Genomic DNA, 18,912 nt, shown 5'->3' on the forward strand with positions numbered 1-18,912 from the left:
GACGACCGCTGCGGCCAGGGTCACCTGCGCCCGAGGTAGACCCCCAACGCCTGCTGCAGCACCTTGCCCTGGCTGCCCACCGGTAGTTCCCACTCCCCGAGGTACTCCACGGCCCGGCCGCCTGTCCCCGTCTTGAAGCTGAGTCGGCCGAGCAGGCGGTCCTCAGTGAGGGCAGGGGTGATGGAGCGCAGATCGTACGTCTCGGCGCCCGCAGCCCGTGCGTCACACAGCATGCGCCACAACAGCGCGCTGCTGGGCCTCAGTTGGCGCCCCCGGGGGCCGGATGCGGCGTAAGAGTGCCAGACTCGGGAGCCGACGCTGAGCATGAGGGCCGCGGAGAGCACCTCGCCGTCGTACTCGGCGAGGTAGAGGCGGAGGCGGTCGTTGTCCTCGGCGTTGAGGGCCTTCCACATGCGCCGGAAGTAGTTCAACGGACGGGCCTTGAAGCCGTCGTGGGCAGCGGTCGCGGTGTACAGGCGGTGGAACTCGGGCAGGTCGGAGGCCGAGCCCCACGCGACACGGACGCCTGCCGTCTCGGCCGTGCGCAAGGACTGTTCCCAATGCGGTGCCAGGGAGCCGCGAAGGTCGTCCTCCGAGCGCCCCGCCAACGGGATGTGGCAGCCGTAGCGCGGCTGACCGAGGCCGAAACCGCTGCCGTCGTCCTCCGCGCACGGCCGCCACCCGAGTCGCCGCAGCCGCTCTGCGGCGTCGAGCGCGTATCCGTCGATGCCGGCCGCAGGCAGATCGTGCAGATGACGTACGTCGGGGGCGGCGATACCCGCCGCCACGGTGGCCGCGTCCCAGTGACGTACGACCAGGGGTGGCCCGATCCGCACCGAGAACGCCCCGATCCGCTTCAGATGGGCGACGAGCGGGTCCAGCCATCTCTCCAGGCGAGGGGTCCGCCAGTCGATCGCGGGTCCGTCGGGAAGGTACGCGAGGTAGCGTCGTATCCCGGGCAGCGGGCGGTACAGGACGAGCGCCGTCGCGATTATCGCCTCGCCCTCGAACCAGCCGACGCTCTCCGGCAGCCAGTCGGGCTTCACCTCGCCCCACTCGGGGATCTGGAGATGGCTCGCGTCGGGAGACAGCCGCAGGTGGGCCAGATGTTCCTTGCGCGTGATCTCCCGCACGTACAGGCTGGTCATGGGTTGGGTACTCCTGTTCGGGGCGGCCACCCTGGGCCCGGGATCACCGGACGGGTCAAGAGTTCACGGCAGTGAACTGCGCCCACACCTGCTTGCCGCCATTCCTGGGCGTGACGCCCCACAGGTCCGCCACAGACGCGATGGAAGATGCCCCGCTCGCTCTGCGTATCCCAGTCGGGCTCGGTGTACCAGGCCGGCAGTCCAGGCGAACTGTCGCTGACGGACACCTGAACTCCGCCTTACGGCAGCTTTCGCAGTCTGGGCTTGATGTGGTCGTTGTCGAGGCCGGCGAGGAAGGTAGGCGAAGCGGATTCCCGGACGCCATGTCGGCGCCCGTTGGCAGACGGCGGGGCCGCTGAGGGCGGCTGCGGCGGTGACGGTGGTGTCCAGGTCCTCCGCGGTGGGCACAGCTTTTTGATGACGACGTGGCGGTGCTGGTCATCCGACGCGTCGACGAGTGAAGTCGCGCGGCCCGTCGGCTGGTAGTTAGCCTGAATTCATACCGGGCACCGATTAGGCGCCTGTCGCGTTGGGCGTGGCGGGCCCGTCGAGCGGCTTAGCGGTTCCTTTGTGAGCGACCGCCCACACTGGACGCCAGCCTCACACCTCCATAGTTCAGCCGGGCCTCGCGGCCCCACCTTCATGGGTTCCGATCAAGGCCGCACTCTCGCTGGCTTTCCGACTTTTCCGACCTTTGCGGCGATGTTCACAGCTGCTGTGTGCATGATCGGCATCGCACGACCGCGTCCCCGGCGCCCTTCGACACTTTTCGACTTGCCGGCGGCCGTGGCTTGGAGCGAGTCCACGCAGTCACCCCGGCCAGAGCCCGCACGGCACTCGCACAGAGGGAGATCCTCATGACCGAGAGCCACGCGCGAACCCCGGCAACCCCCAGCGCTCTCGTGGATCCGCTGCGTAACCGCGGCGTGGCCTTCACACCGGAGGAACGGGATGCTCTCGGCCTTACCGGGCGCCTGCCTTCCGGAGTGCTCACGCTTGAGCGGCAGGCCCAGCGTGCCTATCAGCAGATAGAGGTCCAGGGCAGCAACCTGGCCAAGAACGTGTATCTGGAACAGCTGCATGACCGCAACGAAACCCTGTACTTCAAGGTTCTCGCCGAGCACCTCGCCGAGCTGCTGCCGATCATCTACGACCCCACCGTGGGCGAGGCGATCGAGAAGTACTCCCACGAGTACCGGCGCCCGCGCGGCATCTTCCTGTCCATCGACCGGCCCGACGACATGGAGAAGGCCTTTGCCACGCTTCGACTCGGACCCGAGGACGTCGACTTGATCGTGTGCACCGACGCGGAGCAGATCCTGGGCATCGGCGACTGGGGCGTGGGAGGGATACAGATCTCGGTGGGGAAGCTCGCGGTGTACACGGCGGCCGCAGGCATCGACCCGCGCCGCGTCGTTCCGGTGTCGCTGGACGTCGGCACGGACCGCACAACGCTGCAGGACGACCCGCTGTACCTGGGCAACCGGCACCCCCGCGTCCGCGGCGCCGACTACGACGCTTTCATCGAGAAATACCTGGAGACGGCGTCGTCCGCGTTCCCCAACGCGCTCCTGCACTTCGAGGACTTCGGCCCCAGCAACGCACGGCGGATCCTCGAGCAGTACGGCGGCCGCTACCGGATCTTCAACGACGACATGCAGGGCACCGGAGCCATCACGCTGGCCGCCGCCCTGTCCGCCGTCAAAGTCAGCGGTGTGCGGATGCGCGACCAGAAGCTTGTCGTCTTCGGCGCCGGGACCGCCGGGGTGGGCATCGCCGACCAGCTGCGCGACGCGATGATCCGCGACGGCGCGGCTCCGGAACGGGCCGCCGCCCAGGTATGGCTCGTCGACAAGCAGGGGCTCCTCACCAGGGACATGACCGACCTGCGCGACTTCCAGCAGCCCTACGCGCGCGATCCGGCCGAGGTCGCGGACTGGGTGAGGCGCGATGAAGCGATCTCACTGCTGGAAACGGTGCGTCGGGTCAAGCCGACGATCCTGCTGGGCACTTCCACCGTGCAGGGCGCGTTCACACGCGAGGTCGTCGAAGCCATGTCCGAGGGCACCGAGCAGCCGGTCATCTTCCCGATCTCCAACCCCACCTCCCGGATCGAGGCCATGCCCGCCGACGTCATCGCCTGGTCCAGGGGAAAGGCGCTCGTCGCGACCGGCATACCGGTCCCGCCCGTGGAATACGGCGGCGTGACCTACCAGATCGGGCAGGCCAACAACGCGCTCCTGTACCCGGGACTGGGTCTGGGCACGATCGTCTCCGGTGCGTCCCAGGTGACCGCGGGCATGCTGCTCGCCGCCGCACAGGCTGTCGCGCACCAGGCCGACCCGTCGGGGCCGGGCGCCTCCCTGCTGCCGCCCGTGGACAACCTTCGGGAGTCCTCGGCGATCACTGCGACTGCGGTGGTCAAGGCGGCGCTCGACGACGGCGTGGCCACCTCCAAGCCGATCGACACCGCGGAGGCTGTCCGGGAGGCCATGTGGCAGCCCGTCTACGCCGACGGAGCCGCAGCATGAATCCGCAACACTCCGCCGCCAACCGTTCCGGTTCGGCCGGTCAGGACGAAGCCCCGAAGATCCTCGACCTCCCCATCGGACTGCATGCGACCGGCACCCGGCGGGAGACCGACTCCATGGGAGCCATCGATGTTCCCGCAGACCGCTACTGGGGCGCTCAGACACAAAGGTCCCTGATCCACTTCTCCATCGGGGACGACCGGATGCCCAAAGCGGTCTACCACTCCTACGGCCACGTCAAGAAGGCTGCCGCCTCCGTCAACGGCCGCGCCGGGCGGCTCCCGGCCTGGAAGGCCGACCTGATCCAGCGGGTGGCCGACGAAGTCATCGAGGGCGAACTGGACGATCACTTCCCGCTGTACGTGTGGCAGACAGGCTCTGGTACGCAGTCCAACATGAACACCAACGAGGTGATCAGCAACCGCGCCATCCAACTGGTCGGCGGTGAACTGGGCAGCAAATCCCCGATCCACCCCAACGACCACGTCAACCTCGGGCAGTCCTCCAACGACACCTTCCCCACCGCCATGCACATCGCCGCGGTCAAGGAGATCCAGGAGCATCTGCTGCCCAGCGTGCGGGCGCTGCAGCGCGCCATCGAGACCAAAGCACGGCTGTGGCACGGCGTGGTGAAGATCGGCCGCACCCACCTGGAGGACGCCGTCCCGCTCACGGTGGGGCAGGAATGGTCCGGCTACACTCACCAGTTGCAACAAGCCGTCGACCGGGTCTCCGGGTCCGCCGAGGGCCTGTACGAACTCGCGATGGGCGGCACCGCGGTCGGGACCGGGCTCAATGCCCCACCCGGATTCGGCGAGCAGGTCGCGGCCGACATCGCCCACGCGACCGGCTACCCGTTCACCACCGCGCAGAACAAATTCGCCGCGCAGGGCGGCCTGGACGCCATGGTCGGCGCCTCTGCCGGACTGCGGGCCCTGGCCGTGCCACTGATGAAGATCGCCAACGACATCCGCTGGCTGGCCTCCGGACCTCGCTGCGGACTCGACGAACTCATCCTCCCGGCGAACGAGCCCGGTTCCTCGATCATGCCCGGCAAGGTCAACCCGACCCAGTGCGAGGCGATGGTCATGGTCTGCATACAAGTACTGTCCGAGGACGAGGCCATCGCCTTCGCCGGCACACAGGGCAACTTCGAGCTCAACGCCATGCGCCCGGTCATCATCAACAATTTCCTGCACGCGGCGACCATCCTCGGCGACGCCTGCACCAAGATGCGCGAGTACTGCGTCGAAGGCATCCAGCTCAACCGGGACCAGATCGACAGCTACGTCGACCGGTCCCTCATGCTGGTCACCGCTCTCTCGCCCGTGATCGGCTACGACAAGGCCTCCGAGATCGCCCACAAGGCCGACGACGAGGACACCACCTTGCGCGCGGCAGCACTGGCCTCCGGTTACATCAGTGCCGAAGACTTCGACCGCATCGTCCGACCCGCCGCCATGGTCGGTCACACGTAGAACAAAGCCAGGCCCCGGCGGTCGAGATACTCGGTCAGCGCCGTCTCCTTTCGGAGGAGTCGGGCGCGTTCGAGTGGGGGCAAAGGGGCCAGGGCGTCGTGACTGCGGGGGACGGTGCGGGCATGCGCTGTGCGGTCACAGGATGTCCTGTTCCTCCGGGACGACGACTTGGTCGATCATTGTTTGAATCTGTTCGGCTGGGAGGGCGACTGCCATGGCCCAGTAGTAGATGGCGAGGCTGAAGGCGGCGGTGACGCCCATGTCCCACCACAGAGGGAACCACGGGTGCTTGAGGGGCCCGAAGTCGCTGAGGTAGACGATCAGGCCCATTCCGACGAGATACGCGGGCAGCCACTGGGCGGCGCGCAGGTCGAGCTGGGGTGCGATGGGGTTCATTTTGAACACCCGGTTGGCGATCAGGATGACGTAGCCGATGAGGATGGCGACGCCGAGCTTCCAGTCGGTGGTCCACCCGGACCACAGGATCAGCAGGTTGGCGACGATGAAGGCCAGTGGCGACATCCAACTGCCTCCGGGCAGCCGGAAGGGGCGGTGGGCGTCGGGCAGTCGATTGCGGAACACGCCGAAGGAGAGCGGGGCGCCCGCGTACATGAGCACGCTGGCGCTGGTGATCAGCCCGACGAGGGAGCGCCAGCTGGGGAAGGGCAGGAAGCAGACGCAGCCGATCACGAAGGCGGTGAGGAGGCCGACCCACGGAACGCCGCGACGGTTGGTGGCCTCGAACGCGGAGGGCACGTAGCCGTTGCGGCTCAGGCCGTAGGAGACCCGGGAGGAGGCGGTGATGTAGATCAGGCCGGTGCCTGCGGGGGAGACCACGGCGTCGAGGTAGAGGATCGCGGCCAGCCAGCCCAGGCTGATGAGCGTGGCGACCTGGGCGAACGGTCCGGTCAGAACGTTGAACGCGGAGGTGGCCCAGTGGCTGCCGATCTGGGAGGCGGGCAGCGCGGCCAGGAAGGCGATCTGGAGGAGGATGTAGATGGCGATGCCGATGACGATCGATCCGATCACCGCTCGCGGGATGTCACGCTTGGGGTTGGAGCTCTCGCCTGCGAGCTGGTCGGCCTGCTCGAAGCCGAGCAGCGCGAAGATGATGCCGCTGGTGGAGACGGCGGACAGGATGCCCTTGGCCCCGTAGGGATTGAATCCGTCGGCCGCGGTGAAGTTGCTGCTGTGGAACTGGGCGATGGCGAACACGAAGATCGTCAGCAGGGGGACGCCGACCTTCCACCAGGTCGCCGTGCTGTTGGTGCGGGCCAGCAGGCGGATGCTGAGGAAGTTGACGGCCGTGATGACCGCCATCAGCCCGACCGCGACGGCGATGCCGGGGCCGGTCAGGACGTGCTCGCCGCCTTCGGTCTTCTCCCAGCCGCTCGCCCAGGAGTAGTGCTGGGCGTACGTGATCATCGCCAGCACCTCGATGGGTGCCACCGTGGCCGCCTGCAGCCAGGAGAACCAGCCGAAGGACGCGCCGGCGGCCCCTCCGTATGCGTAGTGGGGGAAGCGGGCGGTGCCGCCGGAGACCGGATACATTCCGCCGAGCTCGGCGTGCACCAGCGCAAGGATCAGGATCGCGAGGCCGCCGATGGCCCAGGAGATGATCGCCGCGGGCCCGGCCGCTGCCAGGGCCCCCTGGGCACCGAACAGCCACCCGGAACCGATGATCGACCCCTCTGACGCCCAGATGAGCCCGATGAAGCCGATCTCGCGTCTCAGTCCCGGCCGGTGGGTTCCTGAGGCAGGTGCCTTGTCCGATGTGGCCATGCCCCACACCCCCTCAGCAGGGTGATGCTCATGAACCATCGTGCCACGGCGACGCGGACCCGGCCTTTGAAGCGGCTCGTCGCAGGACTCCCTCGGAGCGGTCCTGAAGTAGGACTTTGTCAGTCCGGGGTCTTTGCGCAGTCAAGGACTGCGGCTGCTGAAGCGGGACAGCGGCGTGTCGCCGCCATGACCCGGATGCGGTGCTCGGCCCATCGCACCAACCGCCCGCCCCGCGACGGCGACGTCCGTGACGTCGCCGGCCAGTCTCGTCACGCGGCGCCGCGCATCGGGAGAATGCGGGTACTGCTCGCGCAGCGCCTTGAGGGTGGTGTCGGTCCCGGCGCGGTCGTAGCCGTTGATCAGGACCCGGGCACCCTGCGCCAGCAGTGTCCGGGCGATGGCCAGGCCGACGCCGCGGCTGGAGCCGGTGACGACGGCCGTGGTGCCGGACAGGTCGAAGAGGTCACTCATGTCACGTTTGCTTGCCCCTGGGCTCAGCGCCGGTGGTGTCGGCCAGTTCCACCTTCAGCAGCTCACGGTGGCGGAGCGTGCGCGCGAAAGCGGCACCGACACCGCTGCGGGAACGGACATGGGTGCCGTCTCCCTGCCGGGCTTCCAGCTTCCCCATCTGCACCAGGGACCGCACCGCTTCACGGACCGTGTTGCGCCCCACCCGAGTTGCTGGACATGTGGTCATCCCATGTTTGATTGGTGGCCGCAGGGGTCCAAGCACCGGAGCCCGTTCTCGAATCCCTGCGGCGGGCCGATCAGTCCGTCACCGGCCAGTTGAGCTCGGTACGCAGGTCACGCGGGTCCATGTTCGGGGAGGGCTGCGTGACGTAGGTCTCCCACCTGTCCTCTCCGGCGGAAAGTCCCCGTGCCCCCATCCAGGAGCGCAGCCGTTCCCAGGAGGACCCGAGACCGTCGAACGACCCGCGGTGCGTCAGCCGCGCCACCCGGCCTCCGGGCAGCGAACCCACCACGACCCCTGCTTCCGGCCGCACCACCTGGTCCGTGACGAACCCGACCTCCAGGTCCACGGTCTCGCCCGGCGACCCGCGGTACAGACCGAAGGCGGGGCTCAGCACGATGATCCGCTGCACCTCGATCGTCCGGGCCAGCGCGCCGAAGGAAGCGTCGAAGAAGTCCCGCAGGTCGGCCATCGGGACGACACCACGGATGACCGCTGTCGTCGCCGGTTCCAGATGCACAAGCTCCGGCTCCGAGGCCCTGGCCTCGCTGTCAGATCCACGATTGCCCATGTCGCTCCCATCCACGTTCACGGCTACTGAGGACGTGTAGACCTGGCGTGCGTCGAGAACTCATCGTTCGGTCACCGGCGTTTGCATCAGGAAGGTACGGTCCCCGAGACCTGCCGAGGGTGACGCCCTTGATGCGGCGCAGCGGCTGGACGATCTGGTCGGCGTGCGCGGACGAGGTGGCCGCGATGGTCACGTCGAGGCTGAGGTGTTCGGCGTCAGAGGAGATGACGTCCAGGGCGGTCACTGAGCCGCCCAGGGCCTCCATGGTGGCTGTCAGTTCTGAGAGGGCGGTGCCGCTCGCGGGGACTTCGAGCCGAATGGTGATCGAGTAGGAGACGCTGGGCGCGCACATGCGGACTGTCCTCATCCATCTGTCTGCTGTCTGAAGCGATCTGTCTGTTCGGAGCGGCGGCAGAACGTGGGGCACGCAGCTACCGCCGCTGGGATGTGGAAATGCGGAGGCAGGCAGGTCAGGTGTCGGCGCCGACCTTGGCCGTGCCGACGTCGGCTGACGGCGGCGGTGTGCTGCCGGGATGAAGGACGGAGCGGGCCTGGCCGGCGTCGAAGTCGTTCTCCCACTTGCCGATCACGATGGTGGCGACGGCGTTGCCCAGGACGTTGATGAAGACCCGGCCCTCGTTGAGGATGCGGTCGATGCCGACGATCAGGGAGAGGGCGGCCAGGGGAATGTGGCCGACCGCGGTGACGGTGCTGGCAAGCACGATGAACGCGCCGCCGGCGATGCCCGCGGTGCCCTTACTCGTGAGCATCATGACGCCGACCATCACGAGTTGCTGCTGCCAGGACAGGTCGATGCCGAGGGCCTGGGCCAGGAACAGAGAGGCCATCGTGAGGTAGACCGCGGAGCCGTCCAGGTTGAAGGAGAACCCCGAGGGGATGACGATGCCGACCACGGGCCGGCCGATGCCGAGGATCTCCAGCTTGCGCACGAGCTGAGGCAGGACGGCCTCACTGGAGCAGGTGCTCAGGGCGACGAGCAGCTCGGCCTTGAGGAACCGCATCAGAGCGAACAGGCTCAAGCGGCAGGCGCGCATGATGGCGCCGAGCACGACCAGGACGTAGACGACGCAGGTCGCGGTGAACAGGATGATCAGGTAGGCGAGTTGTTTGAGGCTCTCGGCGCCGTAGGTGGCGACCACCGTGGCCAGAGCTCCGAAGGTGCCCAGTGGTGCCAGACGCATGACCCAGCCCACGATCCTGAACACCACGTCCGACAGCGCCCGGATGCCGCGCTGCAGCGGTGCACCGTCCTCGCCGGCCATGTTCAGCGCCACGCCGAAGACGATGGACACCATGAGCGCGGCCAGGATCGCGTCACCGGTGATCGCCCCCAGCAGGGAGGAGGGGATCAGCGACGAGATGAAGCCGGTGAAGGTGACGTGCTCCTGGGCGGTTGCGGGCACGTCGTCCGAGTTCAGGGTCGAGGGATCGACGTTCAGGCCGGTTCCGGGGTGGAAGATGTTGGCGACCACCAGCCCGATCAGCATGGACGCCAGGGACAGCACCAGGAAGTAGCCGATCGCCTTCACGCCGATCCGGCCCGCCCTGCGCAGGTTGTCCATGGAGGCGATGCCGGTGGTCACCACGCAGAAGACGACCGGAACCACGATCATCTTGACCAGAGCGATGAACCAGTCATTGAGCGGCTTGAGTTCCTCGCCGAATCCCGGCGCGGCGATGCCGACGGCTATGCCGAGAAGGGCGGCCAGGACGACCTGGAACCACAGTTCGCGTATCAGACGGTTCAGCCGCGACCGCTGCGGGCGGCCGGCGGCGGTAGTGGATGTCATCGTTGGTGCTCCCTTGCACGACGATCGTGTGTAGCCCTGTCCCGTGGGGGGTGTGTCCGGGGACGCGGCGCGACGCGGCCCGCGTCCCCGGTGACGTACGTGGCGCATGGACGCAGCTGCGTCGGTCGGCGGCAGGAGGCCCGCTGCTGTGCGGAGCCGTCCTGCCGGCCGTCCTGCCGGTCAGCTGTGCAGGTCGCGCAGCACTTTGTAGAAGGCGGCTTTGCCCTCGAACCCGATGCCGGGGATGTCGGTCAGGCCGACGCGGCTGTTCTCGACGACGGCGTCGTCGGCGAAGCCGCCGGTGGGCTGGAACTCGCCCGGATAGGACTCGTTGCCGCCGAGCTTGAGGGCGGCCGCGATGTGCAGGGAGAACTGGTGTCCGCCGTGCGGGACGCAGCGCCGGGAGGACCAGCCGTGCCGGCGCAGCATGTCCTGGATGCGCAGGTACTCGACCAGGCCGTAGGAGAGGGCCGGGTCGACCTGGATGGTGTCGCGGTCGGGGCGCAGGCCGCCGTAGCGGATCAGATTGCGGGCGTCCTGGAGCGAGAAGAGGTTCTCGCCGGTGGCGATGGGGCCGGTGTAGTGCTCGGCGACCGTGGCGTTGAGGCGGTAGTCGAGGGGGTCGCCGATCTCCTCGTACCAGAACAGCCCGTACGGCTCGATGGCCCGCCCGTATTCCAGGGCGGTGGCCAGGTCGAAGCGGCCGTTGACGTCGACGGCCAGCCGGGAGCCGTCGCCTCCCAGAACGTCGATGACGGCCTCGATGCGGCGCAGGTCCTCGGCCAGGTCGGCGCCGCCGATCTTCATCTTGACGACGTCGTAGCCCAGGTCGAGGAAGCCGCGCATCTCGTCCTGGAGGTCGGCGATGGTCTTGCCCGGGGCGTAGTAGCCGCCGGCGGCGTAGACGAACACCGAGTCGTCGGGCTTGCCGTCGCCGTAGCGCTCGGACAGGTACCGGTACAGCGGCCTGCCCGCGATCTTCGACGCGAGATCGAACAGCGCCATGTCGACGACCCCGACCGCGACCGAGCGCTCGCCGTGCCCGCCGGGCTTCTCGTTGCGCATCATGACGTCCCACGCCCTGGCGGGGTCCAGTTCGCCCTGCTCGTTCAGCAGACTTGTCGGTTCCGCGTCCAGCAGGCGGGGGAGGACGCGGCGGCGCAGGATCTCGCCGGCGCTGTAGCGGCCGTTGGAGTTGAAGCCGTACCCCACGACCGGCTTGCCGTCACGGATGACGTCGCTCTCGATCGCGACGATCGAGCAGTCCATCGAGGAGAAGTCGATCCACGCGTTGCGGATCGAGGAGCTGATCGGGACGGTCCCCTCGTAGACGTTAGTGATCTTCACGTCGGTGGCCTCTTTCTTATATCTTATAAGATGTATCGGGTGTTAGGCTGAGCCGACGAGACGGGAGCTGTCAAGGGGCGTGAGCACCTGGAAAGGGATTACAGGGGCGATGACCGGTCCGAGTCAGTTCCTGAGCAAGAGCGATCTCGCCTACGCGGAGCTGCGCGGCCAGATCCTCTCCGGCAGCCTGCCCGCCGGCTCACGGCTCGCGCAGTACGACCTCGCCGAGTCCCTCAACATGAGCATCACACCCCTGCGCGAGGCGATCCGGCGCCTCAGCAGCGAGGGGCTGGTCACCGTCGAGACCCACCGGGACGTCCGCGTCTCCGCCATGAACTCCGACGAGGCGCGCCAGCTCTTCGAGGTCCGCCTCTCCCTGGACCCCACCGCGGCCGAACTCGCCGCCACCCGCCGCACGGATGCGGACATTGCCGCCATGCGGGCAGCCGTCCGCAACCTGCTGCCCGTCACGCGTCAGTGGGGCGAGGAAGCGCTCACCGCGCACCGGGCCTTCCATCAGACGGTCTACCACGCGTCAGGTAACGACGTCCTCATCCGTCTGCTGGACGACCTCTGGGACAAATCCGACCGTTACCGCCGCCTCGGCCTCGAACTGCCGCCCGGGGACGAGCCCCGTACCCGCGACCTGGAAGAACATCACCAGCTGGTCGAACTCATCGTCAATCGCCAAGCGGCCGAGGCCGCACAGCTCATGCGTGACCACATCACACACAGCCTCACCGCAACCGCCATCAGCGCCCTCGAAGACCGCGAAGGCACGTCGGCGTAGGGGCGGTTGAAAAGCGGCGTGCTGGATGCCGAGGCGCCGCTCGATGGCGGTGACGGTCGGCCGCCGTCCGCCGGCGGTCGCTTCCTCAACGACGGTGTGCCGGGCCCGCGCGGCGGGTCAGCCTTGCCATCGCGGACGGCCGCACCGTCACCCCTCTCGGCGGACCGGGGATGCGGCAGTGGGTTGGCCGGTCTCGGAGACCGGCCAACCCACGCCCTGAAACTCAGGCCAGTGGCTCTATCCGAATGTTGCGGAATCTGACCTTGTTGCCGTGGTCCTGGAGGCGGATCGCTCCGGCGGCGGAGGTCTCGGCTCTGCCTGATGCGGTGGGTCCGTCCAGGGTCACGTCGTCGTGGACCTTCTTTCCGTTCCACACCACGGTGGCCCGGGCGTCCGCGACCTTGCGGCCGTCCTCGTAGCGAGCCGCGCGGAAGACGATGTCGTAGGTCTGCCAGGTCTCGGGCGCCGTCGCCTCGTTCGTGTCGGGTGCCCGTTTCAGATAGAACGCCCCTGCCTCGTTGGTGGCCGGCGAGGTGTCACCGTAGGAGTCGAGGATCTGTAGTTCGTAGCGGTCCTGGAGGAAGATGCCGCTGTTCCCGCGGTCCTGCCCGGTGACATCGTCCGGGAGGAGCGGCACCCGGAATTCCACGTGCAGCCGGAAGTCCTGGTAGGCGTCCTTGGTGCGGATGTCGCCGCAGCACACCTCCATCGACTTCTCGTCCGTGAGGGGCCACTTCAGGCGTCTGCCGTCCGTGTGCTGCCACTGGGCCTGCGAGGCCGCCGTGCCGTCGAAGAGGTCGACCTCGGTTCCGTGCGGATGGACGGCGATCAGGTCGAGGTTGACATGGCCGGTGTCGCCGGAGCCGAACCGGTAGGAGATGGTGTTGTGTCCGGCGCGCAAATCCAGGCTCTCGGTCTGCGTCGACCAGGTGTCCCAGTCGCCGGTGGAGGCGAGCTTGGTCTGCCGGTCCTTGGCCCCATTGACGTACAGGGAAAGGGACTTGGTCCCCTGGAACGGGTTCGGCCCGTTGGAGTAGCGCAGGTTGACGTCGTAGGTGCCGGCCTTCGGGACCGTCACGTCGAAGGTCGTGGCCGCCTTGCCCTCGGTGGAGTAGCGGTCGACGAAGCCGCTGCCCGAGTAGGCCGCGTGGTCGGTGTCGATGCCCGCCGTGCCGGTGAGGCGTGCCTCTTCGGCCTCGTACCGGGTGGCGGGAGGCGGCTGCTTTCCGGGTATCCGGTTGAGTGTGTACCAGGCCTCGGTGCTCCACAGCTGTTCACCGGAGGCCGAGGTGAAGGGGCGCGGGGAGCGGACGTGCACCACGCGTCCCGGTTTCAGATCGTCCAGCCGGAGCCTGACGGTCCGGCCGTCCTCCGAGAGCGTGGCCGAGCGCACGGGAAGGCTTTCCTCGGCGATCTTCGGGCCGCCGTAGTCCTCGGTCGGTGTGTAGCGCCATTGCTCGGCGCGGTAGTGCTTGGCCAGTTCTTCGGCGGTGGTGGCGGACACCGGCTGGGTGTACGTCAGGTCGAAGCCGCCGGGCACGGCGCGCATGGACTGTATGTCGAAGGTGTTCTTGCCGTTCGGGGTCAGCTTCTGGAGGCCGAACTTGAGCTTGCCCTCCTGGCCCCAGTTGCCGTCGGCGCCCAGTCCGCCGGCGTAGATCGCTCCGTCGGGACCCATGGTGATGCGGTTGACGCCGGCTTCGAGGCCTTGGGTGTAACGGAAGACGGCTCCCTGGTACTGGCCGTTGACCTTCTCCAGGTAGGCGCGCTGGAGGCCGCCGTAGGTGACGTCGCCGAACAGCATCTGGCCGGCGAACCTGCCCTTGTTCAGGAGCAGCGGAGTGGAGGGCGAGTTGGCGATCTCGTTCTGCGGCAGCCACAGCACCGGCTCGGTGACGGGGGAGTCGTCGAAGGGGCCCGAGGGCTCGGTGTAGTGGTTGAAGAAGCGGTCCTGCTTGATCTGGACGAGCTTCGACGAGGGAAGCCAGCCGCCCTGATTGTCGGTGGCGAAGATGCTGCCGTCGGGTCCCCAGCCGATGCCGTTGGGAGTGCGCAGACCGCCCGCGACCGGACTGATCCGCCCCGTCTTCTTGCTGACCTTGTACGTCACTCCGCGGCCGGGCGCGGGCTGCGGAACCGTGGTGGCGCCGCCCAGGTTGATGGCGACGGAAAGGTTCACGTAGAAGTGGCCGTCCCGGTAGAGCAGACCGAAGGCGAACTCGTGGAAGTTCTTGCCGTACGGCCACGTGGCGACCGTGCGGTACTCGTCGGTCACATCGTCGTCGTCCTTGTCGACGAGCCGGGTCAGCTCGTGCTTCTGCGACACATAGAGCGAACCGTCGACGTACTTGATCCCCATGGGTTCGCGGAGGCCGCTCGCCACCTTCTTGACGGTGACCTCGTCCCGGCTGGTCCGGCCGGTGACATTGTCCAGCAGGTACACCTCTCCAGCAACGTTGTCGCTGCCGCCCCACGTGGTGATCGCGAGGCGTCCGTCGGGCAGCCAGTCCATGCCGCTGACCTGCGGTTCGAAGCCGTCCGGGCGCAGGTCGGTGAGTGTCAGGTCGGGTCGTACGGAGGTGAGGGGCAGACCGTCCCCGGGGGAGTCGCCGCTCGCCTCGCACTCCTTGCGGCCGGGAGCGGTGACCCGGACGACACCGGCGTCGGTGCTCAGTGCCTCACGAGGTACGACCGCGAAGTCGTCCTCGCCGGGCGGCTTCCAGGCCAGCCGCAGTTGCTGATCGCCGTCGCGCTCGAAGTGGTCGATGCGCAGGGGGTGCAGGCCGGCGGAGAGATGGACCGTGCCGTCCTTGGGCTCCGCACCGTGGAGTCCGTCGTGGTCGATCACTGTCTCGTCGTCGATGGCCAGCCGTGAGCCGTCGTCGCTGGTGAGGCGGAACGTGTAGCTGCCGTCGCGGGGCACGTCCAGGTATCCGGACGCCTCGCTGACGAAGTTGTCGCTGAACCCGCCGAAGTCGGCGGCCGAGGACCAGTCGACCGTCGGCATGAGCTTGTCGTGGTTGGGGGTCTGACCGGGCTTCAGGGTGCACAGCTTGCTCAGGGGTGTCTGAACGTCGAACACGCGCAGGGTTATGCCGGGTTCCTGCGGCGGGATGTCGGAGGGAGCGGCGGAAGCCGTCGGCGCGGCCCCGAGGCCGCCGCCGACCAGGATGCCTCCGGCCATGAGCGGGATGAGGTGTCTTCGGGCACGCTGGAACAGACGTAGGCGCAATGGTCCTCCATCAGGCGGGGACCGGACCGTGCCGGATATCGCTCCGGTCTGCTGCGGGTGCGCGGAACTTGTGCCGTCAAGGTAAGGACTTTCGCTTGACATGTCCACACTTTGTCATCGGAGAGTTCAAAGTGGCGGGGATGCCTCCCATGCCGCCGGCGAACACTGCATGTGGACGGGACGGCGGGAAGCTGGAGGCCGACGGGTACGCGGCAAGAGACGTGGAGCGGCTTCTCGTGGCAGCGGAGGAGCTGCACCAGCGGTTCAACGCTGAGCTCAACCCGGGCGCCACGGCCGATCCCGAACCGACGTTGTGACCCAGACCGGGGCCCCTGCCGACCGCAGTTCAGCGGCCCGCCAGTTCAGCGGCCCGCCAGTTCGGACGGGCCTGCTGAGCTGGCGAGGAAAGCCCCGACCGTGAGGCTGAGCGGTCGTGCCATTGACCGGAAACGGGGAAAGAGTCGCTGGCCGGCGAGCACGGCCTCTGCCGCGAGCCGCGAGATCCTTCGGCGCCTTCCAGCGATCTGTGCTTCGCAGGGACCGGTGGCCCGTCGGGTGATCGCCCCCCGGCCATCGGTGACTTGTCGTGTGCTACGGGGTGACCGGGGCGACCTGGAAGGTGTTGGAGCACACCTTCCAGGCGGCCGGCACCAGGACCGCGGTGCGGGAGGCCGGTGGATAGACCCGCAGATAGGTTCCGGTGGCCTGGCAGGGCCCGCCGATGGGGCCGTTGGTGGTACGGATGACCGCGGACACAGAGTGGGCGGGGCTGAGAGTCACGGTCGACACGGCCCCTCCGTTACGGGTGGCGGCCGCGCCGATCTGGTGATGCGTGGTGTCGAGGACGCTGACGCCCGGGTAGCCGCGCAGGGCGCAGCCGGTGGTGCTGGTGTTGGTGAACCGGATCGGCCAGTACAGCGAGCCCGCGGCGCCCTCCTTGCGTCCCATGGACACATACAGGTCGCTCACCGTGCAGGTGCGCGGACCGGCCGAGGTCGATGCCGGGGTCGTGGCCCAGGCGGCACCGGCCGCCGCGCCGCCCGTGAGAAGTGCGGTCGCCGAAGCGATTGCGACGCGCCGGGAGAGGTGTCGAGAGTGAAGAAACATGCCATACCACCCCTGTCGGGTGAATGGGTGGATGTGTGTCACTTTGTTGGATGCGCGTAGTCGGCGGAAGGTTGCACCGCTTGGCGGTTCAACAGTCAGAACTCGCGGCCCGCGCCGAAGTCGGTGCTCGCGCCATGGCTGTCCGGTCGCTCGGCGAACCAGCTGTTCCGGCGAGGTGTTCCAGCACATTCCGTTCCGGCCGCGTCGCCCAGGCGGTGTTTCAGAACGTGTTGGGGGCGGCTCGCGGCTGCGGGCTCAGCACAGCACCGCGAGGTCGCCGGGCCGCACCCTGGCCGTGACGGGCAGGGTGGCCTCGACCTCTCCGTCGGCGCCGTAGGGCATGGGCCGGTCGGCCTCGATACGGATCTCCCGGCCGCGCAGCACCCGCACCTCGGGCCGGTTGACGTGGGCGCCGGTCGACAGTTCGTTCATGAGGGCGAAGAAGAGCCGGCGCGGGGCCTCGCGGATCATCACGATGTCGAGCAGCCCGTCGTCCACCCGGGCGGCGGGGGCGATGGCCCGACCGGAGCCGTAGTAGGCGGAGTTGGCGGCCACCACGGTGTAGCCGCGATGGGTGTGGTGCTGACCGTCCACGGTGACCCGGTAGGCCGCCGCGCGCCAGGTGGTCACCGCGCGGAGTCCGCCGGCGTAGTAGGAGGCGGCGCCGCGCAGCAGCCGCGCGTTGTTGGCGTGGCGGTTGGCGAGCGCGTCGACGCCCGCGTACACGCTGCCCAGTACCACGGTGCCGTGGTGGACGGCCGACTCCACCTCGATGGTGTCGACAAGTCGCGGGGCGTTGTGAAGCAGCACCCCGGCCAGCGCGGCAGGGTCGGTGGGCAGGCCCAGGGCGCGGGCGAAGTCGTTGCCGCGGCCCGCGGGGACCAGCCCGAGCACCGCGCCGGTCCCGCCGAGGGCGCCACCGACGCACCCGGCGATGCCGTCGCCACCCACCGCGAGCACCACCCGGCCGCGCTCGCCGGCCCGACGGGCGAGGTCCTGGGCGTGGGCCAGACCTCGGCTGTGCTCGATCTCCAACTCCGCCCCGGCCTCGCGCAGCAGCCGGCCCACGTGCAGCAGCGCCGCCGCTGCGGTGGAGCCGCCCGCGGTGGGGTTGACGACGGCCGTGAACTGTCGCATCGGTGAACCTCCGGGCGGTGGCAGGTGGTCCGGGGTGACGGCGCCGGGCTGGTCGGTCGCCGGGTCGGTCGCGGTGCCGCCTCGGCCGGATCGCCCCTTCCAGTTCATAACATGTCCATTCCATGTTGCCCGGTCAGCCCGTCACCTGCGCTGACCTGTTGTGGACCGTGTGGCACGAGGGCGCGCTCGAAAAGGCGGACTTACCGGACAGACGCACACGAATCGGGCGCGTCCCGAGGGCCGGGTCACGGGGAAGGGCGGCGGTGGCCACGCCTACAGGTAGGAGGGTGGCGGCCCGATGGTGTCGGCCGGGCTCATCGGCCTGGTAACTGGCCTCCCCTGCAGTCGTGGGATACACGCCCTGCTCGGGGGCATCAGGACGGCCCGGCATTCGACCTGTCCCAGGAGGAAGGTGGCGAGTCCCTGCTGAGAGCCGCGATTGCACGCTTCGATCGCCCGGGGCCCAATCTGATAGTTCGCCCTGTGCAGGAAGGCGACGCAATGGCTGTTGGCCGTGGAGGCTGTTGAGTCACATGTCCGGGCGCTCTTCGAGGGGCACAGCTGTCCGATGCAGCCGCAGACGTGGCTCACCCACCGGGTCGGACCATGAAGCCTGGTCACGTCAACTCCGCGACGCCAAAGATCGGCTCGCCGCTCTCATCCAGCACTGCTGTCCCGACGGGATCGAGCGGATTCGCGTCCTGCTGGCATGGGCCGGGATGCCCTCCAGGGAGCCCACCGGCGGCCTGAAGTGGTACGACATGGCGGTACAAGGCCAGCTCCTGACCGAAGACCCTGACCTCATCCTTGCCGCGTTCACCACGCGGGCTCCGAGCCCGGTCCAGCTTGAACGGCGCGGCCCAACTCTTCAGCTCCCTCGAATGGACCACAGCACATGGCAAGCAGCTTCCCGAGCCGCTGAGGTCAATGCTGATCGGGCACATCCAACGGGAACCGGTGTGCTGGTCGGTCTCAAGCGGGGCGAACGGCGGGCGTGTGAGGGCGGGACAGCCTCTGGTGGCGCGGTCCCCGAGCGGCGCCCACGACCATTCCGGGCGCGTTTCCGTGGACCGCGTTCTGGGTCAACGTCACCGGCAGCGCCGTCATGGGCCTGCTCATCGTGCATGGTCCTCGTGCCCCGGGGTCGCGCGCCAAGGAGCTGGCGCGTGAACGGGGGTCATGGTGACCACCGGTGCCCTCATCGGTGCTCCGCTGCGCTACCTGACCGACCGCGCCGTCCAGGCCCGGCACCGTCTTCCCCTGGGGCACGTTCGCCGTCAACCTCAC

General features: G+C 68.4%; 14 protein-coding genes and 1 pseudogene. 4 read left to right on the forward strand and 11 right to left on the reverse strand.

Going from position 1 to position 18,912, the window contains the following annotated elements; translation table 11 throughout:
• Positions 1-20: 20 nt before the first annotated feature.
• Positions 21-1,148 carry a peptidoglycan bridge formation glycyltransferase FemA/FemB family protein gene (locus E0500_RS41965; RefSeq protein ID WP_131560284.1) on the reverse strand — a complete coding sequence of 376 codons (1,128 nt, stop codon included), beginning with the start codon at positions 1,146-1,148 and terminating at the stop codon, positions 21-23.
• An 857-nt stretch (positions 1,149-2,005) separates the two neighbouring features.
• Here E0500_RS41965 and E0500_RS41970 point away from each other — a divergent pair.
• Both E0500_RS41970 and fumC read left to right on the forward strand, forming a co-directional pair.
• Positions 2,006-3,679 carry an NAD-dependent malic enzyme gene (locus E0500_RS41970; RefSeq protein WP_131560286.1) on the forward strand — a complete coding sequence of 558 codons (1,674 nt, stop codon included), beginning with the start codon at positions 2,006-2,008 and terminating at the stop codon, positions 3,677-3,679.
• Positions 3,676-5,157 carry a class II fumarate hydratase gene (gene fumC / locus E0500_RS41975; RefSeq protein WP_131560288.1) on the forward strand — a complete coding sequence of 494 codons (1,482 nt, stop codon included), beginning with the start codon at positions 3,676-3,678 and terminating at the stop codon, positions 5,155-5,157. Before E0500_RS41970 ends, fumC begins: the two co-directional genes overlap by 4 nt.
• A 135-nt stretch (positions 5,158-5,292) precedes the next feature.
• Here the strand turns inward: fumC and E0500_RS41980 are convergent, their stop codons facing one another.
• The 7 genes and pseudogenes from E0500_RS41980 to E0500_RS42010 form a co-directional block, all read right to left on the reverse strand.
• Positions 5,293-6,939, reverse strand: a complete 1,647-nt coding sequence (locus tag E0500_RS41980) for an APC family permease (protein WP_131560290.1) — start codon at positions 6,937-6,939, stop codon at positions 5,293-5,295.
• Between the two features lie 141 nt (positions 6,940-7,080).
• Complete coding sequence (locus E0500_RS41985) at positions 7,081-7,410, reverse strand: SDR family NAD(P)-dependent oxidoreductase (protein WP_131560292.1); 330 nt, start codon at positions 7,408-7,410, stop codon at positions 7,081-7,083.
• 1 nt (position 7,411) lies between these two features.
• Positions 7,412-7,612 (reverse strand): hypothetical protein, encoded by a 201-nt coding sequence (locus E0500_RS44710; protein ID WP_399120952.1) that lies wholly within the window; start codon positions 7,610-7,612, stop codon positions 7,412-7,414.
• Positions 7,613-7,706: 94 nt separating this feature from the next.
• Positions 7,707-8,201, reverse strand: a complete 495-nt coding sequence (locus tag E0500_RS41995; RefSeq protein ID WP_131560296.1) for a GyrI-like domain-containing protein — start codon at positions 8,199-8,201, stop codon at positions 7,707-7,709.
• Between the two features lie 84 nt (positions 8,202-8,285).
• A pseudogene (locus tag E0500_RS42000) lies at positions 8,286-8,553 on the reverse strand (NAD-dependent malic enzyme); the annotation flags it as partial.
• A 118-nt stretch (positions 8,554-8,671) separates the two neighbouring features.
• Complete coding sequence (locus E0500_RS42005; protein WP_131560298.1) at positions 8,672-10,012, reverse strand: cation:dicarboxylate symporter family transporter; 1,341 nt, start codon at positions 10,010-10,012, stop codon at positions 8,672-8,674.
• Positions 10,013-10,192: 180 nt separating this feature from the next.
• Positions 10,193-11,359 (reverse strand): mandelate racemase/muconate lactonizing enzyme family protein, encoded by a 1,167-nt coding sequence (locus tag E0500_RS42010; RefSeq protein WP_131560300.1) that lies wholly within the window; start codon positions 11,357-11,359, stop codon positions 10,193-10,195.
• A 109-nt stretch (positions 11,360-11,468) separates the two neighbouring features.
• Between E0500_RS42010 and E0500_RS42015 the strand changes: the two genes are divergently transcribed.
• Complete coding sequence (locus tag E0500_RS42015) at positions 11,469-12,149, forward strand: GntR family transcriptional regulator (RefSeq protein ID WP_131560302.1); 681 nt, start codon at positions 11,469-11,471, stop codon at positions 12,147-12,149.
• 223 nt (positions 12,150-12,372) lie between these two features.
• On the opposite strand, the gene E0500_RS42020 is transcribed toward E0500_RS42015, so the two are convergent.
• Positions 12,373-15,333 carry a family 16 glycoside hydrolase gene (locus E0500_RS42020; protein WP_399120955.1) on the reverse strand — a complete coding sequence of 987 codons (2,961 nt, stop codon included), beginning with the start codon at positions 15,331-15,333 and terminating at the stop codon, positions 12,373-12,375.
• Between the two features lie 197 nt (positions 15,334-15,530).
• On the opposite strand from E0500_RS42020, the gene E0500_RS42025 reads away from it, so the two are divergent.
• The gene (locus E0500_RS42025) at positions 15,531-15,698 is read left to right on the forward strand and encodes a hypothetical protein (protein WP_165934888.1); all 168 of its coding nucleotides are present in this window, start codon (positions 15,531-15,533) and stop codon (positions 15,696-15,698) included.
• Between the two features lie 274 nt (positions 15,699-15,972).
• Here the strand turns inward: E0500_RS42025 and E0500_RS42030 are convergent, their stop codons facing one another.
• Entirely contained in the window at positions 15,973-16,488 is a 516-nt protein-coding gene (locus E0500_RS42030; protein WP_165934889.1) for a DUF4232 domain-containing protein, read from the reverse strand.
• Positions 16,489-16,743: 255 nt separating this feature from the next.
• On the reverse strand, positions 16,744-17,625 hold the full coding sequence (locus tag E0500_RS42035; RefSeq protein WP_131560320.1) for a diacylglycerol kinase family protein: 882 nt from the start codon (positions 17,623-17,625) through the stop codon (positions 16,744-16,746).
• Between the last annotated feature and the right edge of the window lie 1,287 nt (positions 17,626-18,912).

The organism is Streptomyces sp. KM273126 (assembly GCF_004337435.2).
Classification (GTDB): Bacteria; Actinomycetota; Actinomycetes; order Streptomycetales; family Streptomycetaceae; genus Streptomyces; species Streptomyces acidicola.

Coding starts and splice junctions, on each gene's coding strand:
- E0500_RS41965 (WP_131560284.1), bottom strand. CDS start 1,148: ATGACCAGCCTGTACGTGCGGGAGATCACGCGCAAGGAACATCTGGCC.
- E0500_RS41970 (WP_131560286.1), top strand. CDS start 2,006: ATGACCGAGAGCCACGCGCGAACCCCGGCAACCCCCAGCGCTCTCGTG.
- fumC (WP_131560288.1), top strand. CDS start 3,676: ATGAATCCGCAACACTCCGCCGCCAACCGTTCCGGTTCGGCCGGTCAG.
- E0500_RS41980 (WP_131560290.1), bottom strand. CDS start 6,939: ATGGCCACATCGGACAAGGCACCTGCCTCAGGAACCCACCGGCCGGGA.
- E0500_RS41985 (WP_131560292.1), bottom strand. CDS start 7,410: ATGAGTGACCTCTTCGACCTGTCCGGCACCACGGCCGTCGTCACCGGC.
- E0500_RS41995 (WP_131560296.1), bottom strand. CDS start 8,201: ATGGGCAATCGTGGATCTGACAGCGAGGCCAGGGCCTCGGAGCCGGAG.
- E0500_RS42005 (WP_131560298.1), bottom strand. CDS start 10,012: ATGACATCCACTACCGCCGCCGGCCGCCCGCAGCGGTCGCGGCTGAAC.
- E0500_RS42015 (WP_131560302.1), top strand. CDS start 11,469: ATGACCGGTCCGAGTCAGTTCCTGAGCAAGAGCGATCTCGCCTACGCG.
- E0500_RS42020 (WP_399120955.1), bottom strand. CDS start 15,333: ATGGCCGGAGGCATCCTGGTCGGCGGCGGCCTCGGGGCCGCGCCGACG.
- E0500_RS42025 (WP_165934888.1), top strand. CDS start 15,531: ATGCCGCCGGCGAACACTGCATGTGGACGGGACGGCGGGAAGCTGGAG.
- E0500_RS42030 (WP_165934889.1), bottom strand. CDS start 16,488: ATGTTTCTTCACTCTCGACACCTCTCCCGGCGCGTCGCAATCGCTTCG.
- E0500_RS42035 (WP_131560320.1), bottom strand. CDS start 17,625: ATGCGACAGTTCACGGCCGTCGTCAACCCCACCGCGGGCGGCTCCACC.